This is a genomic window from Flavobacterium sp. (genome assembly GCF_024642105.1).
GTDB lineage: Bacteria > Bacteroidota > Bacteroidia > Flavobacteriales > Flavobacteriaceae > Flavobacterium.
Genome location: NZ_JAHEBT010000055.1, coordinates 304,388 through 329,238, shown reverse-complemented (window position 1 = coordinate 329,238; position 24,851 = coordinate 304,388). Strand labels below are relative to the sequence as shown.

25 protein-coding genes and 1 riboswitch are annotated in these 24,851 nt (G+C 35.1%); of the genes, 13 read left to right on the top strand and 12 right to left on the bottom strand.

What is annotated here, in order from left to right; translation table 11 throughout:
• Positions 1 to 2 precede the first annotated feature (2 nt).
• Complete coding sequence (locus Q0L65_RS12480) at positions 3 to 236, top strand: helix-turn-helix domain-containing protein (protein WP_296686870.1); 234 nt, start codon at positions 3 to 5, stop codon at positions 234 to 236.
• Between the two features lie 77 nt (positions 237 to 313).
• Here the strand turns inward: Q0L65_RS12480 and Q0L65_RS12475 are convergent, their stop codons facing one another.
• On the bottom strand, positions 314 to 835 hold the full coding sequence (locus tag Q0L65_RS12475) for a DUF4252 domain-containing protein (RefSeq protein WP_296686869.1): 522 nt from the start codon (positions 833 to 835) through the stop codon (positions 314 to 316).
• A gap of 266 nt (positions 836 to 1,101) precedes the next feature.
• Here Q0L65_RS12475 and Q0L65_RS12470 point away from each other — a divergent pair, with 266 nt between their 5' ends.
• Entirely contained in the window at positions 1,102 to 2,562 is a 1,461-nt protein-coding gene (locus Q0L65_RS12470; protein ID WP_296686867.1) for a S41 family peptidase, read from the top strand.
• Between the two features lie 63 nt (positions 2,563 to 2,625).
• Here Q0L65_RS12470 and Q0L65_RS12465 read toward each other — a convergent pair whose 3' ends face one another.
• Complete coding sequence (locus Q0L65_RS12465; RefSeq protein ID WP_296686865.1) at positions 2,626 to 4,581, bottom strand: TonB-dependent receptor plug domain-containing protein; 1,956 nt, start codon at positions 4,579 to 4,581, stop codon at positions 2,626 to 2,628.
• A 97-nt stretch (positions 4,582 to 4,678) separates the two neighbouring features.
• A riboswitch (cobalamin riboswitch) is annotated at positions 4,679 to 4,958 on the bottom strand.
• A gap of 82 nt (positions 4,959 to 5,040) precedes the next feature.
• Here Q0L65_RS12465 and Q0L65_RS12460 point away from each other — a divergent pair.
• Genes Q0L65_RS12460 through Q0L65_RS12450 form a run of 3 tightly spaced genes read left to right on the top strand, consistent with a single transcriptional unit; the run spans position 5,041 to position 8,001 of the window.
• Positions 5,041 to 6,183, top strand: a complete 1,143-nt coding sequence (locus tag Q0L65_RS12460; RefSeq protein WP_296686864.1) for an ABC transporter substrate-binding protein — start codon at positions 5,041 to 5,043, stop codon at positions 6,181 to 6,183.
• A gap of 1 nt (position 6,184) precedes the next feature.
• Complete coding sequence (locus Q0L65_RS12455) at positions 6,185 to 7,216, top strand: iron ABC transporter permease (RefSeq protein ID WP_296686862.1); 1,032 nt, start codon at positions 6,185 to 6,187, stop codon at positions 7,214 to 7,216.
• A complete protein-coding gene (locus Q0L65_RS12450) occupies positions 7,216 to 8,001 on the top strand; it encodes an ABC transporter ATP-binding protein (protein WP_296686861.1) in 786 nt (261 codons plus the stop codon). Before Q0L65_RS12455 ends, Q0L65_RS12450 begins: the two co-directional genes overlap by 1 nt.
• 5 nt (positions 8,002 to 8,006) lie before the next feature.
• On the opposite strand, the gene Q0L65_RS12445 is transcribed toward Q0L65_RS12450, so the two are convergent.
• Both Q0L65_RS12445 and Q0L65_RS12440 read right to left on the bottom strand, forming a co-directional pair.
• On the bottom strand, positions 8,007 to 8,462 hold the full coding sequence (locus Q0L65_RS12445; protein ID WP_296686858.1) for a tRNA (cytidine(34)-2'-O)-methyltransferase: 456 nt from the start codon (positions 8,460 to 8,462) through the stop codon (positions 8,007 to 8,009).
• Between the two features lie 3 nt (positions 8,463 to 8,465).
• Entirely contained in the window at positions 8,466 to 9,044 is a 579-nt protein-coding gene (locus Q0L65_RS12440; protein ID WP_296686857.1) for a pseudouridine synthase, read from the bottom strand.
• Between the two features lie 112 nt (positions 9,045 to 9,156).
• On the opposite strand from Q0L65_RS12440, the gene rmuC reads away from it, so the two are divergent.
• The 3 genes from rmuC to Q0L65_RS12425 are packed head-to-tail and all read left to right on the top strand — an operon-like array spanning position 9,157 to position 11,645.
• Positions 9,157 to 10,494 carry a DNA recombination protein RmuC gene (rmuC, locus tag Q0L65_RS12435; RefSeq protein WP_296686854.1) on the top strand — a complete coding sequence of 446 codons (1,338 nt, stop codon included), beginning with the start codon at positions 9,157 to 9,159 and terminating at the stop codon, positions 10,492 to 10,494.
• A 3-nt stretch (positions 10,495 to 10,497) separates the two neighbouring features.
• Entirely contained in the window at positions 10,498 to 11,046 is a 549-nt protein-coding gene (locus Q0L65_RS12430) for an acyl-CoA thioesterase (RefSeq protein ID WP_296686853.1), read from the top strand.
• A gap of 59 nt (positions 11,047 to 11,105) precedes the next feature.
• On the top strand, positions 11,106 to 11,645 hold the full coding sequence (locus Q0L65_RS12425; RefSeq protein WP_296686849.1) for a YceI family protein: 540 nt from the start codon (positions 11,106 to 11,108) through the stop codon (positions 11,643 to 11,645).
• 5 nt (positions 11,646 to 11,650) lie between these two features.
• Here Q0L65_RS12425 and Q0L65_RS12420 read toward each other — a convergent pair whose 3' ends face one another.
• Positions 11,651 to 12,562, bottom strand: coding sequence for a TIGR01777 family oxidoreductase (locus Q0L65_RS12420; RefSeq protein WP_296686846.1), 912 nt, complete (start codon positions 12,560 to 12,562; stop codon positions 11,651 to 11,653).
• A 120-nt stretch (positions 12,563 to 12,682) separates the two neighbouring features.
• On the opposite strand from Q0L65_RS12420, the gene Q0L65_RS12415 reads away from it, so the two are divergent.
• From Q0L65_RS12415 to folE, 5 genes are read left to right on the top strand one after another with little or no spacing between them, the layout of a single operon-like run.
• A complete protein-coding gene (locus Q0L65_RS12415; protein ID WP_296686844.1) occupies positions 12,683 to 13,342 on the top strand; it encodes a TetR family transcriptional regulator C-terminal domain-containing protein in 660 nt (219 codons plus the stop codon).
• Complete coding sequence (locus Q0L65_RS12410) at positions 13,343 to 14,650, top strand: AarF/UbiB family protein (RefSeq protein ID WP_296686842.1); 1,308 nt, start codon at positions 13,343 to 13,345, stop codon at positions 14,648 to 14,650. It abuts the gene before it with no gap.
• Positions 14,650 to 14,928 carry a TIGR03643 family protein gene (locus Q0L65_RS12405; protein WP_296686840.1) on the top strand — a complete coding sequence of 93 codons (279 nt, stop codon included), beginning with the start codon at positions 14,650 to 14,652 and terminating at the stop codon, positions 14,926 to 14,928. The genes Q0L65_RS12410 and Q0L65_RS12405 overlap by 1 nt, the downstream gene beginning before the upstream one ends.
• Positions 14,929 to 14,938: 10 nt before the next feature.
• Positions 14,939 to 15,622: an SDR family oxidoreductase gene (locus Q0L65_RS12400; RefSeq protein ID WP_296686837.1), complete on the top strand. Its 684-nt coding sequence runs from the start codon at positions 14,939 to 14,941 to the stop codon at positions 15,620 to 15,622.
• 21 nt (positions 15,623 to 15,643) lie between these two features.
• Entirely contained in the window at positions 15,644 to 16,243 is a 600-nt protein-coding gene (gene folE, locus Q0L65_RS12395; RefSeq protein ID WP_296686835.1) for a GTP cyclohydrolase I FolE, read from the top strand.
• An 80-nt stretch (positions 16,244 to 16,323) separates the two neighbouring features.
• On the opposite strand, the gene Q0L65_RS12390 is transcribed toward folE, so the two are convergent.
• The 7 genes from Q0L65_RS12390 to carB form a co-directional block, all read right to left on the bottom strand.
• Positions 16,324 to 17,619 carry a deoxyribodipyrimidine photo-lyase gene (locus tag Q0L65_RS12390; RefSeq protein ID WP_296686833.1) on the bottom strand — a complete coding sequence of 432 codons (1,296 nt, stop codon included), beginning with the start codon at positions 17,617 to 17,619 and terminating at the stop codon, positions 16,324 to 16,326.
• Between the two features lie 2 nt (positions 17,620 to 17,621).
• Positions 17,622 to 18,080: an SRPBCC family protein gene (locus Q0L65_RS12385; RefSeq protein ID WP_296686832.1), complete on the bottom strand. Its 459-nt coding sequence runs from the start codon at positions 18,078 to 18,080 to the stop codon at positions 17,622 to 17,624.
• A 4-nt stretch (positions 18,081 to 18,084) separates the two neighbouring features.
• A complete protein-coding gene (locus Q0L65_RS12380; protein WP_296686829.1) occupies positions 18,085 to 18,534 on the bottom strand; it encodes a sterol desaturase family protein in 450 nt (149 codons plus the stop codon).
• 18 nt (positions 18,535 to 18,552) lie between these two features.
• The gene (locus Q0L65_RS12375; RefSeq protein ID WP_296686827.1) at positions 18,553 to 19,392 is read right to left on the bottom strand and encodes a phytoene/squalene synthase family protein; all 840 of its coding nucleotides are present in this window, start codon (positions 19,390 to 19,392) and stop codon (positions 18,553 to 18,555) included.
• A gap of 1 nt (position 19,393) precedes the next feature.
• The gene (gene crtI, locus Q0L65_RS12370; protein WP_296686824.1) at positions 19,394 to 20,869 is read right to left on the bottom strand and encodes a phytoene desaturase family protein; all 1,476 of its coding nucleotides are present in this window, start codon (positions 20,867 to 20,869) and stop codon (positions 19,394 to 19,396) included.
• A gap of 30 nt (positions 20,870 to 20,899) precedes the next feature.
• Positions 20,900 to 21,796: a MerR family transcriptional regulator gene (locus Q0L65_RS12365; RefSeq protein WP_296686822.1), complete on the bottom strand. Its 897-nt coding sequence runs from the start codon at positions 21,794 to 21,796 to the stop codon at positions 20,900 to 20,902.
• A 164-nt stretch (positions 21,797 to 21,960) separates the two neighbouring features.
• On the bottom strand, positions 21,961 to 24,816 hold the full coding sequence (gene carB / locus Q0L65_RS12360; protein ID WP_296686819.1) for a carbamoyl-phosphate synthase large subunit: 2,856 nt from the start codon (positions 24,814 to 24,816) through the stop codon (positions 21,961 to 21,963).
• Positions 24,817 to 24,851 lie beyond the last annotated feature (35 nt).

Sequence of the window (24,851 nt, the reverse complement as noted above, 5' to 3'; positions counted from 1 at the left end):
CAATGCAGAATCGTTTTGAACAAATAGAAGCTCAGTTAGTGACTAAGATTTATAAAGAATTCTTAATCAAGTTCGATGGGAATAAATCAAAATTTGCAAAAGCTTCAACTTGTTCAGAAACCACAGTAAGAAGAGTTTTTTTGAATAAACAACGAATGACTGTAGACTTGTTATTGCGATTCTGTGCTGCTTTGGAGATGGATGTAATTGACCTTTTTAAAGACAGTAAAATTTAATACAAATTACTTTTAGAAAAATTGATTCATAAAAAAAGCCAACATAACGTCGGCTTTTTTTATGAATCATCTCTATCTTACTTCTTCCCCGCTTTTCTCAATTCAGCACTTCCTGGAATTTTCATTTTATCGGTTAGAGCAGGAACTTCGTTCAAATCAAAGTCACCCGTTATCGACATCAAAACAGTATCTTCTGTCTTAGCACCCTCAATAAACAGTAACAATTCTTTTAATTGGGTTTCGCCAGCGCCTTGTTTGCCCAAAATTTGGACTTTTTTACCGCCTTCATTCGTAGTCATTAACTCTTCTAAGCCTGCCGTTTTCGCATATTTTTCAGCTGTTAAACGCATTTGCATAGCAATGCGATCGTTTTGAGTTCGGTACACTTTAAGATTGTCTATTTTCTTAATTAAGTTTAAGTACTGCTGCGTCTCTTTATCAGAAGTATCTAATTTCACCTTACTCATCAAATCAAACATTTTCTTATTCACCAGCACGGTATTTACTCCTGTAATACCTTCAAATTGGTCAAAAACAGATTGTGCGAAGAAGGGACTTGACACTAGTAACAGTAGAATAGTAATTATTATTTTTTTCATTTTGAGAATTCTTTTTATTGAATTAGTTGGATAAATATATTGATAATAGTTTCAGGTTTTCAAATATAATGCCATTTTTGTTGATATACGATATGAGATGTACGATGTACGATTTACGATATACGATATACGATTTACGATGCATGAAGATTAAGTACAATTCGATTACTTGATTTTATAATAAAAATTACTTGAACTCATTTTTATATATGTATATCAAAAGTTTGTATTTTTACGTTTTAAACCCAAATCAAATATTTCAATCTATGAAAAAAATTATTCACCTTTTAACAATATTACTAATTGTTATTTTTACACTACAAGGCTGTCAAAAAGATGCAGATGATGTTATTGTAACCCCAACAACCAATTTAGAAGTCCAAAATTTTATTTGGAAAGGGCTCAATCAATACTATTTATGGCAAACAGATGTACCTAACTTAGCAGACAATCGATTTGCAAATCAGACTGCACTAGATGCATTCTTGGTCAATTATAAAGTCCCAAAAGATTTATTTGATGCTTTGCGCGTAAGCCCAACTATTGACCGTTTTAGTTGGATGGTAGATGATTATACGGTTTTGGAGCAACAGCTTCAAGGCACTACCAAAAATTCGGGCGTAGAATTTGGACTCAGTTATTTTAGTGGTTCAACAAATGAAATATTTGGCTTTGTTCGTTATATTATTCCGGGTTCTGATGCTGCTACCAAAGACATTAAACGCGGCGATGTATTTACCGCTGTCAATGGCACTCCTTTAACTGTAAGTAATTATCAAAGTTTATTATTTGGAACGAACGATACCTTCACCCTCAACATGGCCGACATTATCAATGGTACCATAACTCCTAACAGCAAGACTGTTGCTTTGACAAAAACAGTGCTGGCAGAAAATCCTATTTTGGTCAACAAAGTCATTACAGTAGGTGCCAAAAAAATTGGTTATATGATGTACAATGGATTTTATTCTCCTTATGACACCCAATTGAATGATGCTTTTGGTTATTTGAAAGCACAAGGTATTACTGATTTTGTACTTGATTTACGCTACAATGGTGGTGGTTCTGTACAAACCGCTACGTATCTTGCCAGTATGATTACGGGACAATTTACAGGAAAAGTTTTTGCGAAACAACAATGGAATACTAAAATTAACACCTATTTTGAAGCTAACAATCCTAATAGTTTGCGTAACTTCTTTACAGACAAAATCGGATCTACTCCTATCAATAGTGTAAATATGACAAAAGTCTATATTCTAACTACCAAAAGTACGGCCTCTGCTAGCGAGCTAATTATAAATGGTCTAAAACCACATATTAATGTAGTTCAAATTGGTGATGTAACTGTTGGGAAAAATGTTGGTTCGGTTACCTTGTATGATTCTCCTGATTTTGGACCAAACAATAAAAACACAAAGCACAAATACGCGATGCAACCTATTGTATTAAAAATTGTAAACTCTGATGGTTTTGGCGATTATTTCAACGGACTTACACCTACTCATGAGTTGAAAGAAACCATCAGTACTTTTGGCGTTTTAGGCGATGTAAACGAACCGTTATTGAAAGCTGCAATTGGAAAAATAACAGGTACTGCAAAAACGGTTCAGCAAAGCGCTGGCAAACAATTTGATTTCTTTAAAGATTCGAAATCTATTGATGGCATTCAAAATCAAATGTATTTGGAGAAAGCGCCTAAAGGATTGCAACACGCTTTCAATTAATCGCATATACAATTAAAAAGGCTTTCTAAATTAGAAAGCCTTTTTTTATTGGAATACATTAGATTACAAATTAATAGTCAACCCCAATTTAAAGTTGCGCCCCAAGGTGCTATATCCAATATTCTCTACAAAATCTACATTAAAAATGTTATGTACGGAACCAAAAACAGACAACTTATTTTTACTAATTTCGTATCGAACCAAGGTATTTAGCACTTGATACGATCCCAATTTCACTTGAGTAGTGGCATAGGTATTTCCGTCAAAAAAAGCATCTTTTCTAGCGTCTATGTATTGATAATTGACATTCCAAAAGAAGCTGTCAGAAACTTTATAATCCAATGAAGAATTGATTTTATGTTTTGGAATCAATCGGTTTAGCGCTTCGTCAACTTGAGTAAAAGTATAATTGGAATTCCATTTTAGTTTATCGCTCAAGGCAAATTGGATTTCTGTTTCAATCCCTTTAGCTTTATTCAAGCCATCAATATTGACATAATTGGAAGCATAGGTAGTTGGGTTGTAATAAAACCCGATAAAATTGGTTTGCTCTCGGTAAAAACCTACTACATTCCATCGTATTTTTTTGTTCCCTAATTGTGTTTCAAAACCCACCTCAGCCGTACTGTTTTTTTCTGGAGTCAATTTTGAATTACCATATTGAGAATACAATTGGTACAAACTTGGCGTAACAAAAGCAGTACTGTACGAGCTTATTATTTTTAATGGAAGTGATTGAAAATCAAACGAAGGATTGATATTATAGACCAATTGATTACCATACGCACTATGACTATTCCATCTTGCACCTGCATTCAAATTGAAACCCACATTAGAGGTATACACTCCTGTTACATACGGATCAATCATATTGAATTTAGTGCTTTCTTTGGCGATATTTCCATAAGGTGTAACACTATTAGCATCGTGAAATTGGTATTGCAACCCCGAAACTAAAAAGAAAGAAGGAGCTACTTCATATTTATTAAAGCCATCTACATTAACACTTCTTGATTCGTATTCTGCGAAACCTACCGAATTTGAATAGGTATCCAACTCGTCATAAGAACGAACGAGCTTATTAAAACTCGAATTTAAAACGAATTCCCCTTTATAGTATTTGAATTTAGGAGAAAATCCAAGACGAAACTGTTTCGAACTTGTTGTATTTAAGTTGGTATCGCTAGTTCCAGTATTATCAAAACCACCATCATAGGCGTTTTTAATTTGATCATAATTCCCAAAGAAATCCAATGTCAATTTATCCGTTACTGCATAACCCACTTTAGCCAAATAATTCAAGCGAGAAAAGGGATCTTCCTCATAATGTACATTGGAATTAGGCGGGGCAATTTGAGAAATTCCTTTGGTTTCTGTGCTATTAAAAGCCGCAAAATAGGTTAGTTTAGTTGTTCTTCCATTAACAGAAAAACCTTGATTAAAATCGGAAGCCTTTTGATTTTGTTGGGTTGCAGTAGCATTGGTGCCAACACTAAAATAACCATTTCCTGACACTGTTTTTTTACCCGATTTTTTCAGTTTGATATTGATCACTCCTGTTGCAGCACCTGTTCCATATAAGGTACTGGCCGCTCCTTTCATAATTTCAATACTTTCTACTTGCTCTGCCGGAAGCAAACGCAAATCGTATTCCATACTAATTCCAGAAGCATCATTAACTGGAATTCCGTCAATCAAGATGAGAACTTGACTATTTTTACCTCCCCGAATGTAATAGCCTAAGTTTTTACCCGCAGCACTTTGATTGCCATTGATTTCAACTCCTGCCACGGTGTTTAAAATAGCCGCAATACTTTGCCCTGGTCTATTCTTTAACTCTTCGGTAGTAATTTTTGTAATTACTTTTCCTGATTTTTCTTTTGCCAAAGCAAATTTAGAATCGGACACCACTACTTCTTCTAGCTCCTGTTTAGAAGCTACATTTTCTTTTTCTTGCGCAAAAGCACAAGCAGATACTAGCACAAACAATGCGCTAATACGAACGATTTTTTTGTTCATTTAAATTAAACATTTTGCAACAGCTGTACTGTTACTTTACTAATAATGGGGAGAAAAGCATAGAATTACCCATACCCAAACCTTTTTTCCCGAAAGTTTGATACTCGATGTAATGGGCAGGTCTCCTGGCTTGCGTCTTGTTGTTTACCTTCTCATTCGCAAGGCGAACAATGGCTTTGTAGATAACAACAAGCTTTTTAGCTTACAGTTGCGGGTACAGCGTAAGATTTTTGAATTTTGATTGCAGAATTCTCTATTTCAGATGTTGTTGTGTTAATCTAAAATCTAAAATCGTTAATCAGCGATCTTCAATCACTCACTTCCCTTTTAATGCAATTTTGAAAAACAAAAAAGCAACCTCAATACGGATGCAAATATAAGACTAAGATTGGGATAAAAAATTAAATTTGATTTTTAAAACCGTTTACACCTACCTTTGCATTTCTTGTAATCAAAGCGATGAAATCATTTATTTTAAAATTTATTTTCTTTTTTACGGTACTGCTACTTGGCGGATGCAAACAAAATAGCACCAATTCAGTAGCTACAAAAAGCACTGCTAAAAACGAAATTCAATACGCCAAAGGATTAGAAATATACCACTATCAAGGGTATTCTGTTCTTAAGATTACACATCCTTGGCCTGATGCCAAAACACCATTTACTTATATTTTACAAGAAAAAAACGGAATCATTCCCGATAGTTTACAACACTATACTCGAATTTCAGTTCCAATTCAATCCGTAGTGGTTACTTCTACTACACACATTCCGGCATTAGAATTATTAGGCGTTGAGAATACCCTAGTAGGTTTTCCCAATACTGATTTTATTTCCTCTCCAAAAACCAGAAAACGAATTGATTCTGGACAAGTAAAAGAAGTAGGAACCAATGAAACCTTAAACACCGAAATACTGATTGATATGGCTCCAGATGTCATTGTGAGTTTTGGTTTGAACAATAGCAATCCCACTTTGGATAATTTACAAAAGAGCGGTTTAAAAGTCCTTTTAAATGGCGACTGGAACGAGCAATCTCCCCTTGGAAAAGCAGAGTGGATTAAGTTTTTTGGTGCTTTGTATGGCTTGGATGCCAAAGCAAAAACGATTTTTTCCACTATCGAAAAAGAATTTCAAACTACTTTGGCTTTGGCCCAAAAAGCAAAACAAAAACCGAGCGTTTTAAGTGGGGCGATGTACCAAGATCAATGGTTTGTTCCCCAAGGAGAAAGCTGGATGGCTTTATTTCTCAAAGAAGCGCAATCCAATTATTTATGGTCCAAAACTACTGGAACAGGAAGTTTGTCTTTGCCTTTTGAAACGATTCTCGAAAAAGCACAAAAAGCCGAATTTTGGATCGCTCCAGGTGATTTTTCTTCTCTCAAAGAGATGAACAACAGCAATCCGCATTATGCAAAATTTGACGCGTTTAAAAATAAAAAAGTATATTCGTACGCATTACATAAAGGCGCCAAAGGTGGAATTTTATTTTTTGAATGGTCTTCCACTCGTCCGGATTGGGTACTGAAAGATTTGATTGCCATTTTTCATCCCGAATTAGTACCACAACATCGTCCCTATTTTTTTGAGAAATTAAATTAATTTGAATACAACCAACCGAAATACGTTACTCTTTCTTTTCCTAAGCATAGGATTAGTTTTTCTATTTCTAATTGATATTAGTTTAGGTGCCGTTGCTATCCCTTTAAAAGAGGTATTCAACAGCTTAATAGGTACTGGTGCAAGCAAATCTTCTTGGGAGTATATCATTATGGATTACCGTCTACCCAAAGCGATTGTAGCCATTATTGTGGGTATGGGATTAGCAATTAGCGGACTCTTAATGCAAACTTTGTTTCGCAATCCATTAGCGGGGCCTTATGTTCTCGGACTGAGTTCAGGGGCGAGTTTAGGGGTGGCATTAGTCATTTTAGGGTCGGCATTCTTACCTCATTTTGTGAGCGAATTAGTGCTCTCTTCCTACGGAATAGTTATCACATCAAGCTTGGGAAGTTTCACTGTTTTATTAGCGGTTTTGGCTGTTGCCCAACGATTGCGAGATACCATGGCTATTCTAATTGTAGGTTTAATGTTTGGTAGTTTAACCAACGCTTTGGTAGGTACACTCACCTATTTTAGTACTGCTGAACAATTGCAAAAATTTACTTTTTGGTCTTTAGGTACTTTAGGTAATTTATCTTGGACTTCGATAGCAATTTTATCTGTTTGCGTTTTGATTGGGTTGCTATTAAGTTTGATTAGTATCAAACCTTTAAACACCTTGCTTTTAGGAGAAAATTACGCCAAGAGTTTAGGATTGAATTATGCTAAAGCCCGTTTTACAATCATCTTAGCCACCAGCATTTTAGCAGGAAGTATCACTGCTTTTGCTGGACCCATTGCTTTTGTAGGTTTGGCTGTGCCGCATATTGCTAAATTAGTTTTTCAAACGAGTAATCACTTAATCCTATTTTGGAGTACGGTACTATTTGGTGCCATGATTATGTTGATTTGTGACAGTATTTCTCAATTACCTAATTCGGCAATTGTAATTCCTATCAATGCCATTACTTCTATTTTGGGTGCGCCAATTGTAATTTGGTTACTCATTCGTAAACGTAAAATGATGAGCTAATGGAGAAAAGTATTGTTTTACAAGCAACAGACATCAACATCGGGTATTCCAATAAAAAGGAAGCTACCGTTGTAGCATCACAAGTTACTGTTTCTTTAGAAAAAGGAAAACTGACTGCTTTGATTGGCGCTAACGGGATTGGAAAATCAACTCTTTTACGCACCTTAATTGGAATTCAATCACCTCTTTCGGGAAAAGTATTCCTAAAAGAAAAAGACATTCATTCCTTAGATAATTTGACTTTAGCACAACATTTAAGTGTGGTGTTAACCGATAAATTACCTCCCAGTAATCTAACCGTTTTTGAACTCATTGCTTTAGGAAGACAACCGTATACCAATTGGATTGGCAAACTAACAGAAGACGATATTGCCAAAGTAAATGAAGCTTTGGAACTGACACAAATTAGTCATCTAGCTGATCAAAAGCATGATGAAATTAGCGATGGACAATTGCAAATTGTACTTATTGCAAGAGCATTGGCACAAGATACACCTCTTATTATTTTAGATGAACCCACTACTCACCTGGATTTATTGCATAAAGTAACGCTCTTAAAACTCTTGAAAAAACTGACTCAGGAAACCGGAAAGTCCATCTTATTTTCGACACACGATATTGATATGGCTATCCAATTGAGTGACGAAATGATCATTATGACACCTGAATCAGTGGTACAAGACCAACCTTGTAATTTAATTATGAAAGGAAATTTCAACATCTTGTTTCAAGACGAACACATTTTTTTTGACGCCGAAAAAGGAAAATTCGTCATCAAAGGGTAGTAAAACTAAGACTTCAATCCAATTTGTCTTTTGGCTTCGCCAACAACAAAAGCAACCGAATTGGCAATGTTAAAACTTCGAATCAAGGACGACATTGGAATGGTTAAATGATTGTCAAACTGCGCCAAAACTTCAGGACTTAAACCCACACTTTCTTTACCAAACACTAACCAATCTCCATCTTGAAATTCGGCTTCTAAATACGATTTTGAAGCGTGAGAACTCATCAAAAAAACGCGTGAACGATCTGGAATTTGGCTCAGCCATTCGTCTACATTTTGATATTCAGTGACATCCAAATGTACCCAATAATCCAAACCCGAACGTTTCAAATTCTTGTCATTGATTACAAATCCAAAGGGATGAATCAAATGTAGTTTACTTTCTGTTCCCACACACAGACGACCAATATTACCTGTATTATTGGGTATCTCTGGCTCTACCAATACGATGTTTAACATATTTTATTTGTTTTCTATTTGAAAATCAGCTACTTCAACTACTTCGCCTGCCTGTAAATTATTCAAATGTACATTTCCTACTCGAACCCGTACCAAACGCAAGGTAGGAAAACCTACATACGCCGTCATTTTACGAACCTGTCTGAACTTCCCTTCGTTGATGGTGATAGAAAGCCAAGAAGTGGGTCCGTGGCGCTCATCTCGAATCTTCTTCCCTCTTGCTCCAAAAGCGGGAACTTCATGAATCAAAAAAGCTTTGCAAGGCTTAGTGATGTATTTTTTACCATTAAAACCTATTTCAACTCCTTTTTGCAATTGTTCTACCGCTTCTTGATGAATAACCCCATCAACTTGCACATAGTATTCTTTATCCACTTTCTTACTGCGAACGAGTTCGCTCATCATACCGTCAGTAGTCAACAATAACAAGCCTTCCGAATCTTCGTCCAACCGACCAATAGCCATTGTTCCTTCGGGAAATGGGTACAACTCTCCCAAAAGTCGTTTCTTCCTTTTTAATTCGTAAACAAACTGACTCAAATAGCCATACGGTTTATGAATAATAAAATGCTGATGCGCCATGTGGTTTCAATTTGTGGCAAAAGTACATTATTATTGAAGAAAAAATAATTATTTTAAAGCAGCGAATACAGAGAATTCCCTACTTTTACTCCTTACTAAATTTATCCTTTCTATGACTGCCATTATTCCTATTTTATTTGCTTTTGTTGTAGCATTAGCCATTGGTATTTACATTGGTAAACTCATTTTCTCTGCCAAAATGCAAGCCGAAAAAATCAGTTTGGAAGAAAAGGTTTTAGCGGGTCAAGCCCAAATTCAAAATTTCAAAGAAACGCTAGAAAAAGAAAGAGACGAAAAGGAAGTCATTCGGAATGAAAAAGACAGTTTGGCTATTCAATTATCCAAAAAAGAAGTTGATTTTGAGAATCTTTGGGAACGCAACAAAGAAAAAAAACAAGAAGTAGAACAGCTTCAGGAAAAATTCACCAAAGAATTCGAAAATTTAGCCAACAAAATATTAGACGAAAAATCGAATAAATTTACGGAGCAGAATAAGGAGAATATGCAAAATATCTTGACACCATTGCAAGATAAAATTCAATTATTCGAAAAGAAAGTCGAAGACACACACAAAGAAAGTATCGATTACCACGCGGCTTTGCGCCAACAAATTCTTGGCTTACGCGAAATGAATCTTCAAATGAGCAAAGAAACCATCAACTTGACTAAAGCCTTAAAAGGCGATAGCAAAATGCAAGGGAATTGGGGCGAATTAGTATTGGAGCGCGTTTTAGAAAAATCAGGTTTAGAAAAAGGTCGTGAATATGAAGTACAACAAGCTTTTACAACAGCAGACGGCAATCGAGTGTTTCCAGACGTAGTTATTAATTTGCCCGATGGCAAAAAAATGATTGTCGATTCAAAAGTATCGTTGACAGCTTACGAAAAATACATCAATGAGGAAGACGAGGAACTAAAATCCAGCTACCTGAAAGAACACGTTATTTCCATCAAACGCCACGTAGAACAATTAGGCAATAAAAATTACCAAGACTTGTACCAAATTGAAAGTCCTGATTTTGTGTTGCTATTTATTCCTATCGAACCTGCTTTTGCCATGGCATTAAACGAAGACACTTCGTTGTACAACAAGGCTTTTGAAAAAAATATCGTCATCGTAACTCCAGCTACTTTATTAGCTACATTACGCACTATTGATAGTATGTGGACCAATCAAAAACAACAAGAAAATGCACTAGAAATCGCGCGTCAAGCGGGAGCTTTGTATGATAAATTCGAAGGTTTCGTAGCCGATTTAATTAAAATTGGAAAGAAAATCGACGAAAGTAAAGTAGAATATGCCGGAGCAATGAATAAATTAGTCGAGGGCAAAGGAAACTTAATTAGCAGTGTCGAACGTTTGAAAAAAATGGGCGCTAAAGCTAAGAAAGCACTTCCAGACACTATTATCAATCGAGCCGACAAAGACGAAAATCAATTAGAATCATAAACCATGAACAATACCTTTAAAACCGTAGCTTCTTCTTACATCAGCATTTCTGAACTGATGCTTCCTTCTCACACCAATTTTAGCGGAAAAATTCACGGAGGGTATATTTTGTCATTATTGGATCAAATTGCTTTTGCTTGTGCCTCAAAATTTTCGGGAAATTATTGTGTTACCGCCTCAGTAGATACTGTCAACTTTTTAAAACCTATCGAAGTGGGCGAACTAGTTACTATGAAAGCTAGCGTCAATTATGTAGGTAAAAGCTCGATGATTATTGGGATTCGAGTGGAAGCCGAAAATATTCAAACGGGAGTTATCAAACACTGTAATTCTTCTTATTTTACAATGGTTGCCAAAGACAAACAAGGCAATAGTGTACCCGTTCCTGGACTGATTATTTCAAATCTAAAGGAAGTTCGCCGTTTTTGCAATTGTCTCAAACAAATTGCCTTGAAAAAAGAAAGAGATTTACACGAAGAAATTTTTGATTACAGTTCTATTGAAACTATTGAAAGCCTTAAGAAATACAATGTTTCAATTGAATTAAATTAGATAAATCCATCCTGTTTACAATTAAAATTCGTAACTTTAGGTACTAACTCCTTTGGTTTATGAAAAAATTTACTTCAATATTATTATTGCTCATTAGTTGTTTTTCGTTGGCTCAAGAAAAATGGACAACACAATCAGGAAGCGTTAGTTTTGAAGCTTCCGTTCCACTTTTTGAAGAAGTAAGAGCAATAAATAATTCGGTGAAATGTGTCTTAAATTCAGAAGACAAAACTATTGTATGTGTACTAAAAATTAAAGATTTTCATTTTAAACGAGAGTTGATGGAAACCCATTTTAATGAAATTTATATGGAAAGTGATACTTATCCAAAAGCTATTTTTAAAGGAACTTTTACAAATTTAGACCTTACTAAAATTCCTTCAGAAGGAATTACTTTACCTATCAATGGGAACATAAAAATTCATGGTGTAACTCAATCAATTAGTTTGAAAGGAAAATTTAAAAAAATAGACAATACTATTCAGATCACAGCTGATTTTGAATTAGATACTGACGACTTTAAAATAAAAATTCCAAGTATCATTTTACCTAAAATTTCTAAAAAAGTCAAAACTCATATTGATTTAATTTTAGAATAGAATTGTTACGATAAACAATCCTTTAGTGCTTTTTCTAAATCAGTAAATTGAAATTGAAATCCCGTTTTCACTATTTTATCAGAGGCTACTCTCCTACCTTGTAAGACCAATTGTGCCATTTCACCCAATACCAATTGTAGTACAAAAGCAGGAACGTTAGGCAACCATATTATATATCCAAATACTTTGGCTAATGTTGTAGAAAAAATAGTGTTGTTTGTTCCATCATTTACAGCAGCATTGTATGGTCCTTGCATCTCCAAATTCGTGATTGCAGCCAAATAAATACGACACAAATCATCAATATGAATCCAAGGCATGTATTGTTTTCCAGAGCCTATTGCACTGCCTAATTTATATTTGAATAAAGGAACCAATTGCTGCAAAACACCATCTCCTTTGCCTAAAACTAATCCTGTCCTAATTTGCACTGTTCGAATGCCTAAATTGTGAATAGGCAAAGTTGCCGATTCCCATTTTTGGCAAACCGTTCCTAAAAAATCTGAAGCTGCTGGAGTGGTTTCTGTACAAACCAGTTCATCAGTTATGGCACCATAAATCCCAACACCAGAGGCCGAAATAAAGGCATCGAGTTGCATATTATTTTTTTGTAAACAAGCATACAATAACTCAGTCGATTTTTCGCGACTATCCAAAATCGCTTTCTTTCGAGCCGTTGTCCATCGCTTAGCGCCAATATTTTCCCCTGCTAAATGAATTACATAATCAGCATTCAAAATGGCTTGTTCATCAATTGTTCCCGCATCAACATCCCATTGAAAGTACGAAATACCATCCGAATTCTTTTTAGCGGAGCGACTCAAAACCGATACCGAAAAACCGTTTTCTAAAAGGAGTTGTGTCAATTTTTTACCAATAAATCCAGTACCTCCCGTCAATACAACATTTTTTTTCATAACCGAATTTTTTATTCATTTTAATTTCATTACAAATATAAACAAATATTTTGTTTAACTTTTTTATTATTTTGTTAAACATTTTATATCTTTATACTCTAATTTGAAAACGAATTGAAAATGGCTACTAAAAAATCAACCTTGACAAAAGACAAAATAGTTTCAATGTTCATGCAAGACACGCTTGAAAACAATGAAAAACCAAAATCTGTATATCATTTTGCCAAAGCAAATGGATTGACTGAAGCAGAGTTTTACAACTTCTTTGGCGGGCTTGAAGGAGTAGAAAAAGAAATTTTCAATCTCTTTTTAGAAAAAACTTTGGCATTATTGGAAAAAGACAAAGACTATGAATACTATGACATGAAAAGTAAAATGCTAAGTTTTTATTTTACTTTTTTTGAAATATTAACCGCTAATCGCAGTTATGTTGTGTTAAGTTTGAAAGAAAACAAAAATCCATTACAAGGATTAATGCAATTATCTGGCTTAAGAAATGGTTTCAAAGATTTTGTTAGTGGAATTATCTCTGACGAATACCGATTGAAACAAGAGAAATTTCAACAAATTCAAGAAAAAGCCTTACAGGAATCAGCTTGGTTCCAGCTTTTGATGACCTTGAAATTTTGGTTAGACGATAGCTCTGCCTCTTTTGAAAAAACGGATCTTTTTATTGAAAAATCGGTAAAAGCGTCTTTTGAATTAATGAATACCGCTCCGTTAGAAAGCTTAATTGATTTTGGAAAATTCCTATTCAAAGAAAAAATACAACACAACTAAATGAAAACTATCGATTATATTCCTACTTCTAAAATAGAACGTGCTAGCAAATTAGTACAGACTGGTGCCAAAGTGGGAGTCAATTATTTGAAATATTATGGCGAAAAAGTAGTCAACCCAACTTTAAATCGCGATAAGCTGAACGAAGACAATGCCGAAGATATTTATGACGGACTTAAAAGCCTAAAAGGAAGTGCCTTGAAAGTAGCGCAAATGTTGAGTATGGACAAAAGTTTCTTACCTCAAGCTTATGTAGAAAAATTTTCATTGTCGCAATTTTCGGTTCCACCACTATCAGCCCCTTTGGTATTGAAAACATTCAAATCAAACTTAGGCAAAACACCTTATGAAATCTTTGACGAATTCAATCCTAATTCGGTAAACGCAGCGAGTATTGGACAAGTGCATTTGGCAGTAAAAGACAATAAAAAATTAGCTGTGAAAATTCAGTATCCTGGTGTGGCGAATAGCATTTCGTCTGACTTGGCTTTGGTGAAACCAATTGCCATTCGAATGTTCAATTTGCAAGGCAAAGATTCAGACAAATATTTCAAAGAAGTTGAAGACAAGTTAATCGAAGAAACCAACTATTTGTTAGAACTGAAACAAAGTCAGGAAGTGGTAGCCGCTTGTTCCAAAATAGACCATTTAGTTTTCCCAAATTACTATCCTGAATATTCTTCGGAACGAATCATCACCATGGATTGGATGACGGGCTTACACCTGTCTGAGTTTACCAAAGAAAATACCAATGCTAAAGTTGGCAATCAATTGGGGCAAGCGCTTTGGGATTTTTATATGTACCAAATTCATGTGTTGCGCAAAGTACATGCCGACCCACATCCGGGAAATTTCTTAGTTAACGAAAATCAGGAATTAGTGGCTTTGGATTTTGGATGTATGAAAGCCATTCCGAACGACTTTTACATCCCTTATTTTGAATTGGTTAAAAAAGAAATCATTGATAATAAAGCGCTTTTCAGCGAAAAACTATTCGAACTTGAAATCTTACGTACCGATGATACACCCGAAGAGGTTGCCTATTTCACCTCAATGTTTTATGATTTATTGACATTGTTTACACAACCTTTCCAATCTGAAACTTTTGATTTTTCAGACGAGGTATTTTTTCAAAATATTGCGCAGCTCGGAGAACGATTTGCTAATGACACTAGTTTAAGAAAAATGAACGGTAACCGGGGTTCTAAACATTTCATTTATATGAACCGAACCTTCTTTGGTTTATACAATTTATTGTTTGATTTGAAAGCCAATATTGTGGTCAATAACTACCAGAAGTACCAATAATGAAGAGAGAATTAACCGATATAGAAAAAGACCGCGTCATTGAAATGGCTTGGGAAGATAGAACCACCTTTGATGCCATTCTGATGCAATTTGGGTTAAAAGAACAAGAAGTAATTGACCTAATGCGTGCTGAAATGAAACCGTCCAGTTTCAGAATGTGGCGTGCCAGAGTACAAGGCCGAAAAACAAAACACGAAAAATTACGTGATTTTAGAGAAGGACGTTTCAAATGTAGCCGTCAAAGACAAATTAACAACAACAAAATAGCGAAACGCTAAACCATACCAAATGAAAAAAATACTAATCATTGGCGGAAGTAAAGGAATAGGAAATGCTATTTTACTCCAACAATTAGAAAGCAATACGGTATATACCATAAGTAGAAACGCGCCAGAAATAACGCATCCCAATCTGACGCATTTTTCGTTAGATGTTTTACAAGATACACTTCCTGAGATAGAGGAATTAGATAATCTAATTTATTGTCCAGGTTCTATTACGTTAAAACCTATTGGAAGTTTGAGCATTGACGATTTCAGAAATGATTTTGAAATCAATGTAATTGGAGCGGTAAAAGTGATTCAGAAATACTTGCCCGTTTTGAAAAAAGGCAACCAACCTTCTATCCTATTGTTTAGTACGGTAGCAGCCAAATTAGGTATGCCTTTTCACGCGAGTATCGCTACCGCAAAAGCGGGTGTCGAAGGATTGGTGAAATCATTGGGTGCTGAATTAGCCTCTAGTATTCGCATTAATGCCATTGCACCTACTATTACAGATACGACTTTGGCTTCGGGAATTTTGAGAAATGACCGAATGAAAGAAAACATGGTAGAACGCCATCCTATGAAAGGCTATTTACAACCCGAAGAAGTAGCCAATATGGCTGATTTTTTGATTTCTGAAAAAGCAAAATCCATCTCAGGACAAATATTCGAAATGGATTATGGTATTGTCAGCTTTAAAATTTAATAAACTCCTCAAAAATACTAAATGAAAAACTACGAAAAAAAAGAAGAATACAATACCCAAGTCACTGAAATTTTATCCGATAATTACAAAACCATAATCGAAAATTTAGGAGAAGATGTCACTCGTGAAGGTCTTGAAAAAACACCTGAAAGAGTGGCTAAAGCGATGCAATATTTAACCCACGGTTACGGCTTAGATCCTTTAGAAATATTAAAATCAGCTTTATTTACCGAAGACCATCAGCAAATGATTGTGGTCAAAGACATTGAAGTCTATTCGATGTGTGAACACCATATGTTACCCTTTTTTGGAAAAGCACACGTGGCTTATATTCCGAATGGTAAAATTGTAGGCTTAAGTAAAATTCCACGTATTGTAGATGCTTTTGCTCGTAGAATGCAGGTACAAGAACGATTGACAGACCAAATCAAAGATTGCATTCAAACGGCAGTAGAACCACTTGGAGTAGCCGTTGTGATAGAAGCACAGCACATGTGTATGCAAATGCGTGGTATTCAAAAGCAAAATTCGGTAACGACTACTTCTTCGTTTACAGGGGCTTTTGAGAAAGATAAAACACGTAAAGAATTCATCAGCTTAATTTCAAATAAATTGAGCTAAATAACAATTGTTTTTTTAGGTTAAAGTTAGGTTTGAAACTCCCGAGAAACTAGTCAAGTTTTTGGGAGTTTTTTATGTAGTTATTTTAAAATACCAGCTTTGTAAGTGGCAATGGCACGATCTCTTGCCATAGCGTGATCCACCATGGGCTGACCATAACCTAAATCAAATTCTTTAATCCATTGACGAATGTAAATTCCTTTTTCGTCAAATTTTTTCTGTTGAATATCAGGATTAAACACTCTAAAATAAGGAGCTGCATCACAACCCGTTCCAGCTGCCCATTGCCAATTCCCTACATTAGCAGCCATTTCATAGTCCAATAATTTTTCAGCAAAATAGGCTTCGCCCCACTGCCATTCAATTAACAAATGCTTGCAAAGAAAACTCGCTACTACCATACGCACTCGATTGTGCATATAACCGGTTTCATTCAACTGACGCATTCCAGCATCGACCATTGGGTAACCCGTTTTACCTTCACACCAACGTTTGAAATCGTCTTCATTATTGCGCCATTCAACACCATCATAAGCCGACTTAAAATTCCTATTTTGTACCTTAGGAAAATGATAGAGAATTTGCATAAAAAATTCTCTCCAAATCAATTCGCTCAAGAAAACGGCATTCTTCTTTACTGCCCAATTCACTAATTTACGAATACTAACAGTGCCAAAACGTAAATGAGGAGACAAATACGAAGTACTATCTAAGGCTGGAAAATCACGTGTTTCGTGGTAATTAGCAACCAATTTTAAATTGTGTGGTTTTACCTTAATCGGACTGGTTGTAAAACCGATTTGTTCCAAACTAGGAAAGTCAAACTCACTTTTGAAAAAATTAGAACAATACGGTACCGCATCAAATTCTGGTACTGGTGCGATAGATTTATATTTTTCTAACCATTTGTTTTTAAAAGGAGTATATACGGTATAAGGTAATCCATCTGCTTTCACAATCTCGGCTTCTTCAAAAATAACTTGATCTTTGAATGCCGATGATTGTATTTCATTAGAAATCAACAACTCGGCAACAGCCAAATCCCGTTGAATGGCATTCGGTTCGTAATCTTTATTCCAAAATACTTCTTGAATAGCATATTCTTGCAATAGAGACTCCCAAACTTGAAACGGTTTTCCTTTTTTTACCAAAAGAGAACTACCAAATTCTTTCAGTTGGGTATTTATTTTAGAAATTGATTCATGAATAAAACCAACTCTTGGATCATTATTAGGTAAACGCTCCAAAATAGTTTCATCAAAAATAAAAAGTGGAATTACTGGATATTGAGATTGTAAGGCTTGATACAAACCTACATTATCTTCTAATCGTAAATCACGTCGAAACCAGAAAAAAGAAACTTTTTGTTTTGTCATTCTTACTTATTAAATAATTCGTCCACCTTCACTTTTCGATAATCGAAAATGGTTTTCAATTTATTTTTGACTACCAAAGTATTCATGATGCGTCCGATGAAACCTAAAGGCAAAGCATAATGCACCAAATCGATCATTAAAACACCGTTTTCAGTAGCTTCAAAAAAGTGTTTGTGATGCCATAAGGTATAAGGGCCAAAACGTTGTTCATCAATAAAATAACTATTGTCTTTAACAAAAGTAATTTCGGTTACCCAAGGCAATTTAATTCCAAAAAGTGGCGACACTTTGTATTGGATGATTTGTCCTGCGTACATGTTTTTTTCATCAAAATCTTTGATTTCAAAACCCATAGATTCAGGGGTAATTTTTTGTAAATTCCTTGGGCTAGAAAAGAAAGCCCAACATTCTTCTAAACTAGCATTGACATGCTGCTCTGTTTTTTTAGTATAAACTTTCATGTGATTAAATTTTATAGTATTTGAATGGAACAAACAACATTCCGAAACATTCTCCGTGTTCTTTTCCCAAATGTTTATGATGCACTTTATGTGCTTTTCGTAAACCAATTAAATATTTATTATTGGTATTCTTAAACCATTTAAAGCGTTGGTGAATCAAAACATCGTGAATCAAGAAATAACACATTCCGTAAAACATAATTCCTAAACCAATGAAGAATTTATAATTCAACCCATCTTCAACCCCAAAATAAAAAAGGGTAATACTTGGAATAGCAAAAATGACAAAGAAAACGTCATTGCGTTCAAAAATACCCGCATATTTAGGTTGGTGATGATCTTCGTGAAAATACCACATAAAGCCGTGCATTACAAACTTATGCGTACACCAAGTAACACATTCCATCAATAAAAAAGTACCTAAGAAAATCAGAAAAAACTGGATTTCATTCATTGTCATTACAATTATATATTAAACTAATTTTAATTTATACGTCACAAAAGACTGTGCTAACAAACCTGCTTTGGTATAATTAGAAACTCGGATTCGGGCAGTACCAATTTTATGACTTGGCGTTTTTTCTAATTTATTCAACAACTTTTTATAATATACATAAGCCGTATAAACGCCAAATTTAGCTTCCATTGGTAATTTGGTAATACCCTGAAAAGCCACTTTAAAATCGTCTTCAATTTCGCTAATGATAGCCTGTTTTGCTTTTTCGTCAAACGAATTCAAATCGACACCCGGAAAATAAGTACGGTTTAGCACCAAATTATCATCTTTCAAATCTCTAAGAAAATTTACTTTTTGGAATGCCGATCCCAAACGCATGGCTTCGTCTTTCAATAAATTATATTTCTCAGTATCACCATCTACAAATACTTTCAAACACATCAAGCCCACTACATCCGCTGAACCATAAATATATTCCTCGTATTCTTCTTTGCTGTGGTATTCGGTTTTCACCAAATCCAACTTCATACTTTTCAAAAAAGCCTGAATCAAATCGTCTGAAATATTATAGCGTTTTACCGTAATTTGAAACGAATTCAAAATAGGATTCAAACTAATTCCTGAATGATACGCTTTGTAATATTCAGTTTCAAAATCATTAATCAATGTTTCTTTTTCATATCCATGAAAAGAATCTACAATTTCATCCGCAAAACGAACAAAACCATATACGCTATAAATAGCCTCTCTAATGCTTGGCGAAAGCATGTAGACTGCTAAAGAAAATGAAGTACTGTAATTCTTGGTTACCAGCTTACTGCATTTAAAAGATACGTCGTCAAATAACTGCTTCATGTTATGCTTTTGAAAGTTGTTTATTAATTAATTCTGACACTAGTTTTCCGGAAATTAAGGCGGGAGGCACACCTGGTCCAGGTACGGTCAACTGACCTGTAAAATAGAGGTTTTCTACTTTTTTACTTTTTAATTTGGGTCTTAAAAATGCGGTTTGTAACAAAGTGTTCGCCATACCGTAGGCATTTCCTTTATACGAATTATAGTCGGTTACAAAATCATTTTTACAAAACGATTTTTTAAAGATAATGTTTTTTCTAACCTCTTGTTGTGTCAACGACTCCAAACGATCCATAATTTTATGAAAATATTCTTCACGCAAAGCATCTGTATCTTCAATTCCAGGAGCCAACGGAATCAAAAAACAAGTAGATTCCATTCCTTCTGGTGCTGTCGAAGGATCAGTTACAGATGGAAAACTAGCATAAAACAAAGGTTCTGCAGGCCATTTTGGCGTATCGTAAATATCTTTGGCATGTTGATTGAAATCCGTGTCAAAAAACAAAGCATGGTGTGAAATGTTTTCTATTTTTTTATTGAATCCAACATAAAACAATAAAGAAGACGGTGCAAATACACGGCTATCCCAATATTTTTCTGAGTAAGCACGGTATTGCTCTTCCAATAAGGTTTCTGTATGATGGTAATCGGCACCACTTAAAACCACATCTGAATATATAGTTTTACCATTGACTACAATTCCTTTGGCGATTTTATTTTCAACAATAATTTTTTCAATAGCAGCATTAGTGACAAATTGAACTCCCAATTCGGTTGCCAAACTTTCCATACCGCGAACCACATCAAACATTCCTGTTTTTGGATGCCAAGTTCCCAAGCCAAAGTCTGCATAATTCATAAAACTATAAAAAGAAGGCGTATCCGAAGGCTTTGCTCCCAAGAATAAAACAGGAAATTCTAAAATTTGAATCAATTTTTCATTCTTGAATTTCTTGCGAACATCTCGGCTGATGTTACTAAAAAACTGACCTACTTTTTTAGCGGTTTCAAGAGTAATCAATTCCAAAGGAGAAACTCCTGGACGGTATACTAAATCTTTAATGGCTATATCATAGTTCGAGCGCGCCTCAGCCATAAATTGTTGTAATACAGCCCCGCTCCCCTTTTCAACCGACTCAAAAGTCGTTATAATTTCAGGCAAATTATCGGCAATAGAAATGAATTCATTGATTCCAAAATACACTCTATAGGCTGGCGACAACTTGATTAACTCATAATAATCGGTCGTTTTTTTGCCAAAATCAGCAAAAAAACGATCAAAAACATCCGGCATCCAATACCAACTTGGCCCCATATCAAAAGTAAAACCATCACTTTTTAACTGACGGGCGCGTCCTCCAATAGTGGCATTTTTTTCATAGACTGTTACTTGATGCCCACTTTGAGCCAAATAACTTGCTGCCGCCAAAGACGAAAACCCAGAACCTATTATTGCTATTGTTTTTGATTGATTCATTAACTGATTGTTATTTTAAATTATTAAATCCTAAAGCGCTTCTACTAAAGTATCTATTGAATAAAAAACCGACATACTTTTTGAAATAACAGCAGGATCAATATGTTCTACCATCCTACCTATATACCACAACTGTGTTGTCTCATCTTCTAATTCATGCTTCATTTGACTCACATAGTCATTAACCGACTCTCTATCTGGCTGTACCGTAAGATAAGACACAAAGACAATTGAATCGAAATGTTTTTTTAAATCTTTTAAATTTTCTATCGGCATACTTTCTCCTAAATAAATCGTTTTGTAGCCTTTGGATAAAATTTCATAGTTCAAATACATCAATCCCAATTCGTGAATTTCATTCATTGGCAACGACAATACAAAAACCTTATCTGTTTTTGTAGGCTTCAACACCTGAAGTTGTTCTGTATGGATGAGTAATTTTTGTTTGATTAAAAAAGAAATAAAATGCTCGTGTGCCGGAGAAATGGTATCCGTTTGCCACAACATTCCTAATTCCTGCATCAAAGGAATAAACACTTCGTGAAAAATTTCTTGAAAAGATTTTTCAGCCACCAACCAATTGTATGTTCTAAAAAACAATTCCTGATCAAAATGCATCATTGCCATTTTGAACTCGCTTAATGCGTGACTCTTAGCTGTTTTATTGGTTACAATTTCACGAACTAAATTAGGAATGTTATCTGGTGGATAGGTCGCTATTTTAGAGATTTTATATCCGTAATCATGAAGTAAAGTAATGTTTAGCAACTTTTGTAAACTTGCTAAATCATACAACCTAATATTAGTATCCGTACGCATTGGCTCCAAGATATTGTATCTTTTTTCCCAAATACGAATGGTATGCGCTTTGATTCCTGATAAATTTTCGAGGTCTTTGATACTGAATACGTTTTTAACGTTGTTCATTCTTTTTTATTTTTTATTAAACAAATGTAAAATAAAAAACGATACGAAGCTAATTTAAAAAATTACTGGAATCTGTTTTTCAAAATTCAATTTTCTAATTAGTAATCAAACCATAAAAAAAGCCTCTTTTCAGAGGCTTTTTGAATATCTAAATCAAGTAATTATTATTTACTCAAATACATTTTTCTTCGAGAGTACAATTCGTAGAATTGATCGTCTTTCAAGTCATCAATAAACAAGATGCTTTCTCCTGTCGATTTCATTTCTGGTCCTAATGCTTTATTCACATTTTGGAATTTACTGAAAGAGAAAACGGGTTGCTTGATTGCATATCCTTTCAATTGTGGATTGTATGTAAAGTCAGTTACTTTATTCGCTCCTAACATCACTTTAGTAGCATAATTCACATACGGTTCACCGTAAGCTTTAGCGATAAAAGGTACTGTTCTAGACGCTCTTGGATTGGCCTCGATGATATAAACAATATCGTTTTTGATAGCAAATTGAATGTTGATTAAACCAACGGTTTTCAAAGCAACCGCTATTTTATGCGTATGATCTTTAATTTGTTGCATCACAAATTCACCCAAATTGAACGGTGGCAAAGTCGCATTACTATCTCCCGAGTGTACTCCACAAGGCTCGATATGCTCCATAATTCCGATAATGTACACGTTTCCGTCAGCATCGCAAATCGCATCAGCCTCCGCTTCGATAGCACCATCTAAATAGTGGTCTAGCAACAATTTATTTCCTGGAATCGATTTCAATAAATTGATTACGTGTTCTTCTAATTCTTGTTTGTTGATAACAATTTTCATTCCTTGACCTCCCAACACATACGAAGGACGAATCAACAATGGAAAATCCAAAGTATCTGCTAAAGCCGAGGCTTCATCAGCAGTTTCTGCAATTCCGAATTTAGGGAAAGGAATATTCAAGTCGGTTAATAAATCAGAGAAACGCCCTCTGTCTTCGGCTAAATCCAAAGCATCAAAGCTAGTTCCTAAGATTTTTACTCCGTATTTCGATAATTTTTCTGCTAATTTCAAAGCCGTTTGACCACCTAATTGCACGATAACACCTTCTGGTTTTTCGTGTTGGATAATGTCATAAATATGCTCCCAGAAAACAGGCTCAAAATACAATTTATCAGCTGTGTCAAAATCAGTTGAAACGGTTTCAGGATTACAGTTGATCATAATGGTTTCGTAACCACATTCTTTCGCAGCAAGCACCCCGTGAACACAAGAATAATCAAACTCAATTCCTTGTCCAATTCTATTTGGGCCTGACCCTAAAACGATGATTTTCTTTTTATCCGTAACAATACTTTCGTTGTGAACATAACGTTCTCCGTTTGGCTTTTCAATTTCAGCCTCGAAAGTAGAATAATAGTAAGGTGTTTGCGCTTTAAACTCGGCAGCACACGTATCTACTAATTTGAATACACGATTGATATTCATATCCATACGCAAGGTATGCACCTGACTTTCCAAACAACCCATCATGTGCGCAATTTGTCTGTCAGAGAATCCTTTTTGTTTGGCTTCAAGCAATAATTCTCTTGGTAAAGACTCTACTTTATACGAAGCAATTTCTTTTTCCAAAGTAAATAATTGCTCGTATTGCTTCAAGAACCACATATCGATTTTAGTGATTTCATGAATGCGACTCAATGGAATTCCCATCGCAATGGCATCATAAATCACAAAAACACGATCCCAACTAGCATGAGTCAGTTTCTCGATAATTTGTTCGTAATTGGTATATCCTTTTCCGTCAGCACCTAAACCATTTCTTTTGATTTCCAATGATTGAGTCGCTTTATGTAAGGCTTCTTGGAACGAACGTCCAATTCCCATTACCTCACCTACTGATTTCATTTGAAGTCCTAATGTTTTATCAGCACCTTCAAACTTGTCGAAGTTCCAACGTGGTATTTTTACAATTACATAATCCAATGTTGGCTCAAATAAAGCCGAAGTAGATTTTGTAATTTGATTTTGTAATTCGTCTAAGTTGTATCCTAAGGCTAATTTTGAAGCAATTTTAGCAATTGGATACCCCGTTGCTTTAGATGCCAATGCCGAAGAACGAGACACACGAGGATTGATTTCAATCGCTACAATATCTTCTTTTTCGTCTGGCGAAACCGCAAATTGTACGTTACAACCTCCCGCAAAATTTCCAATGCTTCGCATCATCAAAATCGCCATGTCACGCATTTTTTGGAAAGTCGTATCAGATAGTGTCATCGCTGGCGCTACTGTAATCGAATCTCCTGTATGAATTCCCATTGGGTCCATATTTTCGATAGAACAGATAATAACTACGTTGTCGTTTTTATCTCTCAACAATTCTAATTCGTATTCTTTCCAACCTAACAATGCTTTGTCAATCAACACTTCATGGATAGGTGACATTTCTAAACCATAAGTCAATTTTTCGTCAAATTCGTCTTTGCTATGCACAAAAGCAGCTCCCGTTCCACCCAAGGTAAACGAAGGACGAATTACTAACGGAAAGCCAAATTCTTGAGCAATTTCTTTTCCTTGCAAGAATGAAGTAGCCGTTTTTGCTGGTGCAGCAGGAACTCCAATTCGTTCAAGTAATTGTTTGAACTGTTCTCTATCTTCCGTAATATTAATGGCGTTCACATCAACCCCAATTAATTTTACTCCAAAATCTTCCCAAATTCCTTTTTCTTCTGCTTCTAAACACAAGTTCAATGCCGTTTGCCCACCCATTGTTGGCAATACCGCATCAATTTGCGGATGTGCTTTCAAGATTTCAATAATCGACTTAGTTGTCAATGGTTTCAAGTAAACGTGATCGGCCATAGAAGGGTCAGTCATAATCGTCGCTGGATTCGAGTTGATTAATATCACTTCGATTCCCTCTTCACGAATAGAACGTGCTGATTGTGAACCAGCATAATCAAATTCGCAGGCTTGACCAATTACAATAGGACCTGAACCTATTATCAAAACGGATTTAATGGATGTGTCTTTTGGCATTGTAGTATAATTTGTGTGTATGTTGTTTTTTATTA